The organism is Croceitalea sp. MTPC6, assembly GCF_036985525.1.
GTDB lineage: Bacteria > Bacteroidota > Bacteroidia > Flavobacteriales > Flavobacteriaceae > Croceitalea.
Map to the genome: position 1 here is coordinate 454,034 of NZ_BTGR01000002.1, position 13,178 is coordinate 467,211.

General features: G+C 37.0%; 12 protein-coding genes. 6 read left to right on the plus strand and 6 right to left on the minus strand.

The genetic code is table 11. From position 1 onward, the window contains the following. Window positions 1–25: 25 nt before the first annotated feature. From AACP56_RS06480 to miaB, 6 genes are all read right to left on the minus strand, one after another. Window positions 26–304: a co-chaperone GroES gene (locus tag AACP56_RS06480; RefSeq protein ID WP_339336991.1), complete on the minus strand. Its 279-nt coding sequence runs from the start codon at window positions 302–304 to the stop codon at window positions 26–28. Between the two features lie 149 nt (window positions 305–453). Further along, complete coding sequence (secG, locus tag AACP56_RS06485) at window positions 454–822, minus strand: preprotein translocase subunit SecG (protein ID WP_339336992.1); 369 nt, start codon at window positions 820–822, stop codon at window positions 454–456. 4 nt (window positions 823–826) lie between these two features. Next, window positions 827–1,708, minus strand: a complete 882-nt coding sequence (locus AACP56_RS06490) for a hypothetical protein (protein ID WP_339336993.1) — start codon at window positions 1,706–1,708, stop codon at window positions 827–829. A 7-nt stretch (window positions 1,709–1,715) separates the two neighbouring features. Beyond that, the gene (locus AACP56_RS06495) at window positions 1,716–2,237 is read right to left on the minus strand and encodes an LptE family protein (RefSeq protein WP_339336994.1); all 522 of its coding nucleotides are present in this window, start codon (window positions 2,235–2,237) and stop codon (window positions 1,716–1,718) included. Further along, window positions 2,234–3,505: a sigma-54 interaction domain-containing protein gene (locus tag AACP56_RS06500; protein ID WP_339336995.1), complete on the minus strand. Its 1,272-nt coding sequence runs from the start codon at window positions 3,503–3,505 to the stop codon at window positions 2,234–2,236. The genes AACP56_RS06495 and AACP56_RS06500 overlap by 4 nt, the downstream gene beginning before the upstream one ends. Window position 3,506: 1 nt before the next feature. Next, window positions 3,507–4,970 carry a tRNA (N6-isopentenyl adenosine(37)-C2)-methylthiotransferase MiaB gene (gene miaB, locus AACP56_RS06505; protein ID WP_339336996.1) on the minus strand — a complete coding sequence of 488 codons (1,464 nt, stop codon included), beginning with the start codon at window positions 4,968–4,970 and terminating at the stop codon, window positions 3,507–3,509. A gap of 89 nt (window positions 4,971–5,059) precedes the next feature. Here miaB and AACP56_RS06510 point away from each other — a divergent pair, with 89 nt between their 5' ends. The 6 genes from AACP56_RS06510 to porL all read left to right on the plus strand — a co-directional run bounded on the left by AACP56_RS06510 (window position 5,060) and on the right by porL (window position 13,168). Beyond that, the gene (locus tag AACP56_RS06510; RefSeq protein ID WP_339336997.1) at window positions 5,060–5,782 is read left to right on the plus strand and encodes a class I SAM-dependent methyltransferase; all 723 of its coding nucleotides are present in this window, start codon (window positions 5,060–5,062) and stop codon (window positions 5,780–5,782) included. 83 nt (window positions 5,783–5,865) lie between these two features. Next, a complete protein-coding gene (locus AACP56_RS06515) occupies window positions 5,866–7,152 on the plus strand; it encodes an LVIVD repeat-containing protein (protein ID WP_339336998.1) in 1,287 nt (428 codons plus the stop codon). A gap of 120 nt (window positions 7,153–7,272) precedes the next feature. Then, window positions 7,273–9,750: a type I DNA topoisomerase gene (gene topA / locus AACP56_RS06520; RefSeq protein ID WP_339336999.1), complete on the plus strand. Its 2,478-nt coding sequence runs from the start codon at window positions 7,273–7,275 to the stop codon at window positions 9,748–9,750. Between the two features lie 24 nt (window positions 9,751–9,774). Then, window positions 9,775–10,932 (plus strand): formimidoylglutamase, encoded by a 1,158-nt coding sequence (locus AACP56_RS06525; protein ID WP_339337000.1) that lies wholly within the window; start codon window positions 9,775–9,777, stop codon window positions 10,930–10,932. Window positions 10,933–11,053: 121 nt separating this feature from the next. Further along, window positions 11,054–12,433: a type IX secretion system lipoprotein PorK/GldK gene (gene porK / locus AACP56_RS06530; RefSeq protein WP_339337001.1), complete on the plus strand. Its 1,380-nt coding sequence runs from the start codon at window positions 11,054–11,056 to the stop codon at window positions 12,431–12,433. A gap of 84 nt (window positions 12,434–12,517) precedes the next feature. Then, entirely contained in the window at window positions 12,518–13,168 is a 651-nt protein-coding gene (gene porL / locus AACP56_RS06535) for a type IX secretion system motor protein PorL/GldL (protein ID WP_339337002.1), read from the plus strand. The last annotated feature ends 10 nt before the right edge of the window (window positions 13,169–13,178 follow it).

Consider the following 13,178-nt stretch of genomic DNA (forward strand, 5'->3'; position numbering starts at 1 on the left):
TAGAGCGGGATTAACAGTTGTTGTACTATACAATTGCTAAGATGTCACTTTCGCGCATCATTAAGTAATCTGTTCCCTCTAATTTTAATTCAGTACCTGCATATTTACCGTAAAGGACAGAGTCGCCAATCTTTACAGTTATTTTTTCGTCTTTGGTACCAGGGCCAACTGCAACGACTTTACCTTTTTGCGGTTTTTCTTTTGCCGTATCTGGAATGATAATGCCAGATGCAGTTTTTGTTTCAGCTTGCATAGGTTCTATAAGAACTCTATCTGCCAATGGTTTAATGTTAACTTTAGCCATTTTATTAAATTTTAGGTATTAGTTTTTATACTTACTTTCACTAGATTGGCAGAAATTATGCCAACACATGAAAACTGACAATATGTTAAAACAAAAATGCCAGCTTGTCATTCAAGCTGGCATTTGTATTTGTTTTCAATTTCTTGATTTTATTGAAGTGTATCCGAAGGGTTAGTTCCGCCTGACGTAGGAACTGTTTCAGGTACTTCTTCTGGCACCGTCTCGGGGACAGTTGTTTCTATATCATCACCCTGTAATAATTTTGAATCTGCTTGGGTGTAATTTCCCTTTAGGGCAACATTGGAAAGTAGAATCAATACAATCAATAAAGCTGAAAGGGTCCAAGTACTTCTATCCAAAAAGTCTCCTGTTTTTTTGACACCACCAGCAATTTGTGTTCCACCTCCACCAAAAGAAGAGGACAATCCGCCACCTTTTGGATTCTGCACCATAATTACCAAAACCAATAGCAGGCAAACAGCGATTATTAAAATTAAAAATATAGTAAACGTACTCATTATATCAGTCTTTATCTTTCTGCAAATTCCTCACTCTCCGAATTTGGTCTGCAAAGAAACCACTTTTTTCTGGATATTTCAAACTCAAAATCTTGAAAGCTTGAATGGCTTTTTTGTACTTTTTTTGTTCTAAATAAACCTTTGCCAAAGTTTCTGTCATCAATTGATTCTTATCAATTTTTACAGACTGCTCAATATTAACTTTTGCCTCGGATTCTTTATTAGGCACTATCTTTGGTTTGGTCTCAATAAATTTGTCCAAAAGCTCAAATTTCTTCTTCTTTTGAAGCTCATTTTCCTCTTTTATACCTTCTCTTAGGATAGGTTTGGGAGTAGCTAATTGTAACCATTCCGCAAAAGAATGTTTTTCACTTTTAGTAAACGGCAATGGTTTCCCTAATTGTAAACCTTCCTTGTCTTTTACTATTTCTTCTGGGTTAGGGGTCTCACCTGTTTTAGACTCAAAGAGGGCAGGGTCTAAAATCTGTTCGGCATCTTTAATATTTTGTGGTAAAGGACTCTTTTCTTCAACTTCTCCCAGAAAAACTTCAGTTTCTGGGTTTGGAGTAATTTCTTCGGAAATAGTTTCCTTTTCTTCTAACTTTTCAGTTCTACCTAAAATACTATTGGCTATGCTATTTTGGGTAAACTCTTTTGAAGTTATATAGTCAAAAAGCACTTCCCTATCGGCAGTATGTGCAGCAGTTACCTTTAAAGCATTGTTGTATTTATAACTATCCAGGTTTTTTAACCCCTTTAAATGCAAAGCCCGTGCAGCTTGAAAATAAGGATACTCTTCTAAAATACCCTCAAGCTCTCTAGTTTGTTTTGGGGATAGAATGGTATCCGATTTTTGAAGAATATGTATAAAATCTGAAACGTTCATATTACTATTACCAGTCAGCTAAAGACTTATTAAAAATATCTTGGGTGATTCGCTCAAAAATCTCTTCATGTGCTTCAGTTTTTACAGATTCTAAAAGTGAAGTTCCAGGAAAATCAAAGAAGAAAGAAAAGCGCTGTTCAAAATCTGAATCTTCTTTTTTATTATTGTAAAAACGCACATTCACGGTCATCGTCAATCGGTTTTGAGCAGCTGTTTGGTTAGCTGTAGCAGTCATTGGAGCGACCCGATATTCTACAATCTCTCCTTCATAAACTAAATCTCCATTATTCCCGGTTAGGGACAGACTCGTTAAATTATTGATTAAATCTTGAAGTGAATTTGTAAAGTCCCTATCCAGACCTGGTTCAATGGTTGACCCAGGGCTTTGATCTGCATAATTATTAAAGAAATTTACTTGGAATGTTTCTGCTGAACCAACATCAGCACCAGTGAAAGAATACACACCGCAGCCATTAAGCACAAAACTGGCTAACACGAAAATTACAAAACCAATGTGTTTAACTTTCATAAATCATATTGTTTAATTTTCCGGTACAAAGTCCGTTCCGAAATACCCAGTTCCGCTGCTGCTGCTTTTCTTTTACCTCTATTACGTTCCAAAGATTTCTTTATCAATTCGATTTCCTTTTCCTGTAAAGATAGGGTTTCTTCTTCCTCAATTTCTTCTGCGAAATGGTAACGGTCTTCCTGCACCGAAACATTCTGAGGGCTATTTTCAATAACGGGTTCAGGCAGATGTAGTACTTCTGCCATGGAATCTTCAGAATTTCTTATTTCTTCATCTTTATTGCCATAAATCTTGCGAATAAGCGTTTCATTCTCTTCTTGAACTTTCTCGGAATCATTATTTTTTAAAAGTTCTAGGGTCAATTTTTTAAGGTCAGTTAAATCGCCTTTCATATCAAAAAGGACCTTATATAGAATTTCCCGTTCATTGCTAAAATCACTCTCACTCTTTTGCGATTCAATAACAGCAGGAAGATTTGAAGCATTTGCATTGGGAAGGTACCCATGTAAAGTGCTTGCGGACACTACTCTTTTTTCTTCCAAAACTGAAACTTGTTCCGCAATATTACGTAACTGACGGATGTTGCCCGGCCACCTATATTTTAAAAGGAGGTCAATAGCATTGTCTTCCAGTCGGATGGTTGGCATTTTATATTTCTGGCCAAAATCTGAAGCAAATTTTCTAAACAATAAATGAATGTCCTCTTGACGCTCACGTAGTGGAGGAATGTTTATTTCAACTGTGCTAAGTCGATAATAAAGGTCTTCTCTAAACTTTTCTTTTTTAATGGCCTCAAACATATTCACATTAGTGGCCGCCACTATACGAACATCGGTTTTTTGCACTTGGGAAGACCCAACTTTAAGAAATTCCCCATTTTCTAAAACTCGAAGCAAACGCACTTGTGTAGTTAGTGGTAACTCCCCAACCTCATCTAAAAATATGGTTCCACCATCCGCAACTTCAAAATATCCACTACGGGTTTGTGTAGCTCCTGTAAAAGCCCCTTTTTCATGTCCAAAAAGCTCACTATCAATTGTGCCCTCAGGGATAGCTCCACAGTTTACCGCTATGTATTTGGCATGTTTGCGGTGAGAGAGCGAATGAATAATTTTTGGGATAGACTCTTTTCCTACACCACTTTCCCCAGTGACCAAAACAGAAATATCTGTGGGAGCAACTTGGATAGATTTTTCAATGGCACGGTTGAGCTTAACATCATTACCGATTATTTCAAATCGTTGTTTTATGGATTGAATTCCTTCCATATCAATTGTTCTTTGAATAGCCTACCACTTCACCTATCAAGGTGGCGGAAGTACAATCATTATTTTTCACCATCACAAAATCACCTTTTTTGTAGTTTTCCTTTGGGAAAACAACTACTGTATTTTGTGAGTTTCTACCCATCCAATGTACATCTGACTTTTTAGAGGTCCCTTCTATTAAAACTTCTTGAATTTTGCCCACATGCTGCTGGGTTCTATATAGTGAGTGTCTGCGCTGCGCTGCAATTACTTCGGCAAGCCTTCTTTTTTTAACTTCTAAAGGAATGTCATCTTCCAATTTTCTGGCGGCCAAAGTTCCTGGTCTTTCCGAATAGGCAAACATAAAGCCGTAATCATACTTTACGTATTCCATTAAAGAAAGCGTGTCTTTGTGATCTTCTTCGGTCTCTGTTGGGAAGCCAGTTATCATATCTTGGCTAATGGCACAATCTGGTATGATTCTTTTAATGTTATCTATCAATTCAAAATACTCCTCTCTAGTGTGCAAACGATTCATCGCTTTTAAAATACGATTGCTTCCACTTTGTATGGGAAGGTGAATATAGTTGCAAATATTTTCGTGTTTTGCCATTACTTCTATTACGTCCAATGTCATGTCCTGCGGATTGGAAGTAGAAAAGCGAATCCTCATTTTAGGCTGTGCAGTGGCGGTTAGTTCTAACAAATTGGCAAAATTTACGGCACTGGCCTTTTGCATGTCACTAGCTTTGCTGTAATCTTTCTTTAGGCCTCCGCCATACCATAAATAGCTATCCACATTTTGACCAAGAAGTGTAATTTCTCTAAAACCTTTGTTCCATAAATCATTTACTTCCTCTATAATAGATTGTGGGTCCCTACTGCGCTCGCGTCCGCGAGTAAATGGAACCACACAAAATGTGCACATATTGTCACAACCACGGGTAATAGATACGAATGCTGTTACACCGTTTGAATTTAACCTGACAGGGGAGACATCCCCATACGTTTCATCTTTGGAAAGAATAACATTTACTGCGTTCTTTCCTTCATCAATTTCTTGTACAAGATTGGGGAGGTCTTTATAAGCATCTGGTCCAACGACCAAGTCAACGATTTTTTCTTCCTCTAAAAACTTCTCCTTTAAGCGTTCTGCCATACAGCCCAAAACACCTACCTTCATATTGGGATTAGTTCTTTTTACCTTATTGAACTTTTCTAAACGCTTGCGAACGGTAAGCTCAGCTTTTTCACGGATAGAGCAGGTATTCACCAACACTAAATCTGCTTCGTCCAGTTCTTGGGTAGTATTGAACCCCTCTTTTGCTAAAATGGAAGCAACTATTTCACTATCAGAAAAATTCATTTGACATCCATAACTTTCTATGTAAAGCTTACGGGTGTTCACATCATCCTTAACAAGGTCAAGTGCTTTCCCTTGGATAGCCTCGTCAATTATCTTTTCAGTATTTTCGTCAATGTTCATTATATGTTCTTAGCGTTTGCAAAGATAGTGCTTAATGTATATTAGTGACAATATGACAGTTAAATTGTAATTAAAATAATTGCCCAATATTGACTTTTTTTAAAAAGCTTTTCAAGAAATCAGCAGAGGAGGATAACAAAGGATTATCTAATCAAGAAAATAAAACATCCTTCAAAAGCTCAGAAGTACCCATAAAAAAAGTGATGTCTGAGGTTTACTCCAAGAAAAAGTGGGGTGGTTCAAAATATGATTTCTATTCAGGTTTTGGTTCACACTCAAAAAAAGTTGTTAAACCCTACGTGAAAACTATTTCAGAATTTTTGAATTCCCATTCAAATTCGCTTTTAGTATGCGATTTGGGTTGTGGCGATTTTAATGTAGGTAGTCAATTAGTGAAATTTTCCAAGGAATATATTGGGGTTGATGTGGTTGAAGAACTCATTGAAAGAAACAAAAAGCTATTTACAGACGAAAAGTTAAGCTTTCAATGTTTAAATATTGTTGAAGAAAGTTTACCAAAAACCGATTGCATCTTGGTAAGGCAAGTTCTACAACACCTATCCAATAATGATATTAAAAAGGTTGTGGAAAAATTCAAAGCTTATAAATACGTAATTGTGACCGAGCATCTACCAAAACGTACGTTTATGGCTAACCTTGACAAAATTACTGGAGCTAATATCAGACTCTCTAGGAATAGCGGTGTTGTTTTGCATGAAAATCCTTTTAACATAGCTGCAAAAAGCAGGGAAGAACTTTTAAGGATAAAGTATAATAAGGGGATTATTGTAACTACACTCTACAACTTTTAACATTAAAATTACATTCCAAAAAGCAACTTTGTTTAATTATTGACATCCAAAGGGTAGATTATCATCCAAAAAATTAAACAATCATGAAAAAGAACCATCTTTTTGTTTTTCTACTTTTTTTATCGAGTTTCATCGCATGTGATGATTCTGATGATTTGCTCCCAGGATTTCAGGAGTATGTTATAGCTACTCCTTTAACCGCTGATTTAATAACCTTTAAGGAAGAAGCGGTCAAAGTAACGGACCCGGTAGACATTGTCCAGTCCGGTAAAATTTACGCTTACAAGAATTACATTTTTGTGAATGATGTGGGCAGAGGGGTACATGTATTGGACAATACCAACCCTGAGGCACCACAGAAAACTATTTTTATAAAGCTTGAAGGAAACCAAGATATATCCATAAAAAATGACCGTTTATATGCGGATAGTTATGGGGATTTAGTGGTCATGGATATTTCTGACATGAATAATATTGGTAATATAAAACGTTTGGAAAATGCCATCTATCAAGAATTTTGGTGTACGGTAGGTTTTGATGTTAATTGGCCAGAAGCAGATGCGTTTGATTATGAAGGGTTTGATGCAAACCGTGAAGCTATCATTGGTTGGGAGACAAAAAAAGTTCGCATGCCTCAAAGTGAGTTCAACGAAAAGTACGGTTATACCTTTTTAGAAGACGGTGCTTTGGCCAATTCGGATGCTTCTCCAAGTTCAGATTCGGGGCAGGGAGGTTCTTTGGCACGTTTTAGAATTGTTGGGGATTATCTCTATGCTGTGGAATGGTCCAGTATCAACGTTTTTGATATTTCAGACCTTGATGCTCCAGAAGTTTTGGATGAAGTTTATACAAGTGGTGGTATAGAAACTATTTTCAATCAGGGAGACTTGTTATTCTTGGGTGGCACTCGGGGCATGTATATTTATGATATATCAGAGCCAGCTACACCAACATTTGTTTCGGACTTTGAACATGGTACTGCTTGCGACCCTGTAGTAGTAGATGGTAATTATGCATATCTAACCCTTCGTGGAGGTAATTTTTGCGGAGCAACGGAGAGTGGACTTTATATTATTGATATATCTACTATTGAGAATCCTGAGCTAAAGGTAATATATCCAATGGAGGAACCTTACGGGTTAGGAATTAAGGATAACAACCTATTTATATGTGATGGTGCCTCTGGATTGAAAGTATATGATAAATCTAATGTGCCAGACTTACCACAGTTAAATCATTTTAAAGATATCGTTACGTTTGATGTTATTCCAATGGAGGAACAATTGCTCATGATTGGTGATGGAATTCTATACCAATATGAATATGTAAACAATGATATTCAGCTCATAAGTCAATTACAACTCAACTAGAATAGCACAATAAGTAAAGTAAATATCCCGTTTTCAGCGGGATATTTTTTTGTATAGATGTTTGAATAAAAATCTGAAATCAAAAAATTCATATACTTTTGTTACCTCAAAACCTATTGAATGCCAAAGAACTTAGTTATAGTTGAGTCCCCTGCAAAGGCAAAAACCATTGAGAAATTTTTAGGAAAGGATTATCAGGTAGAGTCCAGTTTTGGGCACATTGCCGATTTACCTTCAAAAGAGTTAGGCGTAGATGTTGATAATAATTTTGAGCCTAAATATATAGTTGATAAAGAGAAGAAGGCTCTAGTCAAAAAACTAAAAGATTTGGCCAAGAAAGCTGATACCATTTGGTTGGCCAGCGATGAAGATCGAGAAGGAGAGGCAATTTCCTGGCATTTAGCCGAAGAACTTGGTCTAGAAAAAAGTAAAACTAGGAGAATTGTTTTTAATTCCATAACGAAGTCTGCTATCCAAAGAGCGATTGAGAATCCAAGGGAAATAAATTATAATTTGGTAAACGCCCAGCAAGCGAGAAGGGTTTTGGATAGATTGGTAGGATACCAATTATCCCCAGTACTTTGGAAAAAAATTAAACCAGGATTATCTGCTGGTCGTGTGCAATCTGTCGCAGTACGTTTAATTGTAGAACGCGAACGTGATATAGAAGGTTTTACTCCAGAGGCATCCTACAGGATAAAGGCAGAATTCAAGACAGAAAAAGGAAAGGTCTTTGAGGCTAAGCTCAATAAAACCTTTTCATCCAAAGAAAAGGCAGAAGCCTTTTTAAGGGAAAATATAAGTGTAGACTTTTCGGTAGCCAAACTGGATAAAAAACCGGCAAAAAAATCTCCGGCAGCACCTTTTACGACTTCTACCTTGCAGCAAGAAGCTTCAAGAAAATTATATTTTTCCGTGGGTCGCACAATGCAAGTTGCACAACGTTTATATGAAGCAGGTTTAATAACCTACATGCGTACGGATAGCGTAAACCTTTCTAAAGAGGCGTTGGAAGCAGCTAAGGAAGCAATAACAAATAACTACGGTAAAGAATACAGTCAGACGAGAAATTACACGGGCAAATCTAAAGGCGCTCAAGAAGCACATGAGGCAGTACGTCCCACAGATATGAAATTGCAAACTCCGTCTTTGGAACGTGACCAACAAAAATTATATGAACTTATCTGGAAGAGGACTTTGGCTTCCCAAATGAGTGATGCCCAACTGGAAAGGACTAATGTTAGAATTAAGGCAAATACGCATAGTGAAGAATTCACGGCCAATGGAGAGGTAGTAAAGTTTGATGGATTTCTAAAAGTTTATTTGGAAGGCAGCGATGAGGAAGATGCAGAAGAGCAAGAAGGAATGTTGCCGGCAATGAGCGTAGGTGAAACTTTATTGAACAATTATATTTCTGCCACGGAGCGTTTTACAAGACCGCCTTACAGATACACGGAAGCTTCTTTGGTAAAGAAGTTGGAAGAACTAGGTATTGGCCGTCCGTCTACATATGCTCCAACAATTTCTACTATTCTAAATCGAGGATATGTTGAAAAAGGAACTGTTGAAGGGGTTGAACGTAAATACTCCCAATTGATATTAGAGAATGGTGGGGTAAATGAAAAACAACTTACCGAAACCATAGGCTCGGATAAGGGTAAAATGGTACCTACAGATATAGGTATGATTGTAAATGACTTTTTAGTGAGTCATTTCACCAATATTTTGGATTATAATTTTACTGCCAAGGTTGAAGAAGATTTTGATGAAATTGCTACGGGAGATGAGGATTGGCAAAAAGTAATGAAAGCTTTTTACAAGGATTTTCACCCTACGGTATTGGATGTAGAAGAAAATGCGGACAGAGCAAGTGGTGAACGAATATTGGGTGAAGACCCCAAGACTGGGAAGCCGGTACTGGTTCGTTTAGGTAGGTTTGGACCAATGGCTCAGATAGGGGATGCTGAAGATGAAGAAAAAAGATTTGCTAGTTTATTGCCTGAACAATCCATCACTACCATAACATTCGATGAGGCCATGACTTTGTTTGAACTTCCAAGAAAGCTTGGAGTTTATGAAGGCGAAGAGGTTGAAGCTAATGTGGGTAGGTATGGTCCTTATGTGAAGTTTGGCAAGAAGTTTATTTCTTTAGATAAAGGTGAAAGCGCTTTTGATGTGGATATGGATAGGGCTATCGAATTAATAAAGGCAAAACAATTAGCAGATGCGCCTATTGCACATTATGAAGATAAAGAAGTGACCAAAGGAGTTGGTAGATTTGGACCATTTATTAAATGGAACGGAATGTTTATCAACGTGAATAAAAAATACGATTACGATAATTTGACAAAAGATGATATTGTCGAATTAATTGAAGCAAAAAAACAAAAGGAGATAGAAAAGCTAATTCAAGAATGGCCAGAAGAAGGCATTCGTATTGAAAAGGCAAGATGGGGAAGGCATAACATATTAAAAGGCAAAGTAAAAGTTGAGCTTTCTAAAGATGTGGATGCAACTAAAGTTTCTTTAGAAGAAGCAAAGGCATTGATTGAAAAGAAAACCCCAAAGAAAAAAACTAGAGCCAAAGCTAAAAAGTAAGTATAACACCCCAAGCAATCTATTATGGCATTCGATTTTTTGGTTCCCGTCAAAGATAAAGTCTTGGCGTTTTCCGAATTTTTACCCCCACAAGCTTTAGGAAAGAGTATTCATAAACATACCAAGAAAAAAGGCTTACCTGTATTTGCAAATGCTACTGTAGCAATTTTTGGAGTTTTAGAATCGCGAAACGCATTTGAGAAAAAACCAGAGAAGCTTGACATAGATTCTGTTCGCATTCAATTATACAGATTAATGAGTGGCAATTGGAACTCGACCATTATTGATATCGGTGATGTTGAAGAAGGTAATACTGTAGAAGACACCTACTTTGTGGTCAAAGAAATTGTCGCTGGGCTTTTAGAAGAAAAGATAATACCTATTATATTAGGGGCTACCCAAGACATCACTTTTCCAACCTATAGAGCTTTTGACAATATTAAGGACATGATCAATTTGGTTGCGATAGACAGCCGTTTTGATTTTGGAGAGGATGATGAATTAATTTCATCACATTCTTATATGAGTAAGATCATTACCGATAAACCTAATAACCTTTATAACTTTTCAAATATTGGTTATCAAAGTTATTTTAACGCCCAGGAAGAGATAGATTTAATGGAGCGTCTTTTTTTTGATGCTTATCGTTTGGGGGATATTGTTTCAAATATTCAGTTGGCAGAGCCCGTCTTACGCAATGCCCATCTTGTGAGTTTGGATGCCCGTGCCATCCAAGCAAGTGAAATGGGACTGTCCGCAGGTTTTTCACCCAATGGTTTTAATGGCCGTGAAATTTGTGCTATAGCAAGATATGCTGGAATAAGTGACAATGTATCCTTGTTTGGTATTTACGAGATAGAGAATTCAAATTTATCCTTTCAATTAGTAGCACAGATTATTTGGTATTTTATTGAGGGCTTAAGTTATAGAATAAAAGAAGTGCCAAGTTCAAAAAGTGATGACTTTACCAAGTTTACAGTTCCTACAGATTCTGATGAGCTCATCTTCTATAAGAGCCATGTAACAGAAAGATGGTGGGTAGAAGTACCATCAATTTTACCTGAACATACTAAAACCAATTCACCTGCGTTATTACCTTGCGCCGAGCAAGACTATTTGGATGCTTGCAACCAAAACATTCCTGAGCGGTGGTTCAAAGCCTATAAAAAGGGCTTCAACTAAACAAAATATTTTTTAGGTATAAATTGTATTTACACAATAATTTATTCAAAAAATAGTTTTAGAGAGTAGTGAATTTGTGTTTACAGTTTGTAATCTTAAATCGAAAAATTTAACCTAAAGTATGAGAAAGCTATTGTTGTCATCTATAGCACTTGTTTTTTTATTAACCAGTTGTGGTTCAAAATCAAGATCAAAAGGTGAATTGGTTGGTGTTCAGGGTAAGAAATGGTATCCTGAAAAACCATACGGAATGGAACTGATCCCTCGCGGCTCATTTATTATGGGTAAGGCGGAAGAGGATCAAGCCAAAGTTTTAAACGCTCCAACAAGAACTGTAACTGTACGTTCATTTTATATGGATGATACGGAAATCACTAATAGTGAGTACCGACAGTTTGTGGAATGGGTAAAAGACTCTATTACAAGGACTAAATTGGCAATTTTGGCTGATCAGTTGGGTATTGGTCCAGAGGATGAAGGAATTGGTGAATATGCTTTTAAAGATGCCGATACCACCAAAATGACTGCCTATGATAAGTATATGTTAGATAACTATGCTGGTTTAGGAGAAACTGGATATGAGGGTAGAGCCTTGAATAAAGACATAGATTTAGTTTGGGATAGAGAAGATTATCCAGATGAGTATTATGCTGAGGTTATGATTGATTCTATCTATTTATCAGAGGATGAAACCTATAACGGACAGCGTAGTATCGACGTTACCAAGTTAAAGTATAAGTACAATTGGATGGATATTGAAGCTGCTGCCAGAGCAAAAACTGGTAGTAGAAAAGACTTTATCCGCCAAGAAGAACTGGAAATCTATCCTGACACTACTGTTTGGATTCGTGATTTTGAATATTCTTATAACGAACCTATGCACAACGATTACTTCTGGCACGATGCCTACAGTGATTATCCTGTTGTAGGGGTGAGTTGGCAACAAGCCAAGGCTTTCTGTAACTGGAGAACTAAGTTTAAGAATGATGATCAAAAAAGTCGTGGAAGGCAGTTTGTAAATCAGTTTAGATTACCAACTGAAGCTGAATGGGAATATGCTGCGCGTGGTGGAATCGAAGGTGGTACTTACCCTTGGGGTGGTCCATATGTAATCAGTGATACAGGTTGTTTTATGGCAAACTTTAAGCCACAACGTGGAGATTATGCTGCGGATGCTGCATTGTATACCGTAGAAGCTAAGTCTTACGAACCTAATGATTACAACTTGTATAACATGGCAGGTAACGTATCTGAATGGACAAATTCCAGTTATGACCCTAATGCATACGAGTACGTATCTACCATGAACCCAAATGCTGGTTCTGGTCAAAACAAAAGAAAAGTAATCCGCGGTGGATCATGGAAAGACGTTGCTTACTTCTTGCAAGTGAGTACAAGAGACTATGAATACCAGGACTCGGCAAGAAGCTATATTGGCTTTAGAACCGTACAGGATTATATGGGTGAAGAAGATTCAACAAAAGGAAATAACGGATTATAAACAAAACAATTAAGCGAGAGCATTATATAAACCTAGTAACCAAATACTTATTTATATATTACTTAATTTAAAATTAAAATTATTATGGCACAGTCAAAATCAACAAAAAAGCTGTTTAACATGGCCTACGGGCTTGGAGCATCGGTAGTAATTATCGGAGCATTATTTAAAATTCTTCACTGGGAATTTGGACCACTAAATGGTGGTATTCTTCTTGCAATAGGTCTTATTACAGAGGCACTTATTTTCGCAATTAGTGCGTTTGAACCAGTTGACGATGAGTACGATTGGTCTTTAGTTTACCCAGAGTTGGCAAATGGTGCCCCTTCAGGTAAGAAGAACGATAAAGCTGAAATTAAAGAGGCCGAAGCTTCTTTATCTGCTAAATTGGACAACTTATTAAAAGAAGCTGGTGTAGATGCCAATCTTATGGAAAGCTTAGGAGAAAGCATCAGAAACTTTGAAGGTGCTGCCAAAGGTATTGCTCCAACAACTGATGCAATGGAATCTACTAAGAAATATTCTGAAGAAATGGTTCATGCTGCAGCTCAGATGGAGTCTTTAAACAGTCTTTATAAAGTACAGTTAGAAAGTGCAAGCAAGCAAGCTTCAGTAAATGAAGAAGTAGTACAGAATGCAAGTGCGCTTAAAGAGCAAATGGCATCGTTATCGTCTAACCTTTCTTCATTGAATGGTGTTTATGGAGGTATGTTGTCCGCAATGGCTAAGAACTAATTAGAGATTT

Coding starts and splice junctions, on each gene's coding strand:
- porL (WP_339337002.1), top strand. CDS start 12,518: ATGGCACAGTCAAAATCAACAAAAAAGCTGTTTAACATGGCCTACGGG.
- AACP56_RS06500 (WP_339336995.1), bottom strand. CDS start 3,505: ATGGAAGGAATTCAATCCATAAAACAACGATTTGAAATAATCGGTAAT.
- AACP56_RS06495 (WP_339336994.1), bottom strand. CDS start 2,237: ATGAAAGTTAAACACATTGGTTTTGTAATTTTCGTGTTAGCCAGTTTT.
- AACP56_RS06515 (WP_339336998.1), top strand. CDS start 5,866: ATGAAAAAGAACCATCTTTTTGTTTTTCTACTTTTTTTATCGAGTTTC.
- porK (WP_339337001.1), top strand. CDS start 11,054: ATGAGAAAGCTATTGTTGTCATCTATAGCACTTGTTTTTTTATTAACC.
- AACP56_RS06490 (WP_339336993.1), bottom strand. CDS start 1,708: ATGAACGTTTCAGATTTTATACATATTCTTCAAAAATCGGATACCATT.
- miaB (WP_339336996.1), bottom strand. CDS start 4,970: ATGAACATTGACGAAAATACTGAAAAGATAATTGACGAGGCTATCCAA.
- secG (WP_339336992.1), bottom strand. CDS start 822: ATGAGTACGTTTACTATATTTTTAATTTTAATAATCGCTGTTTGCCTG.
- AACP56_RS06480 (WP_339336991.1), bottom strand. CDS start 304: ATGGCTAAAGTTAACATTAAACCATTGGCAGATAGAGTTCTTATAGAA.
- AACP56_RS06525 (WP_339337000.1), top strand. CDS start 9,775: ATGGCATTCGATTTTTTGGTTCCCGTCAAAGATAAAGTCTTGGCGTTT.
- topA (WP_339336999.1), top strand. CDS start 7,273: ATGCCAAAGAACTTAGTTATAGTTGAGTCCCCTGCAAAGGCAAAAACC.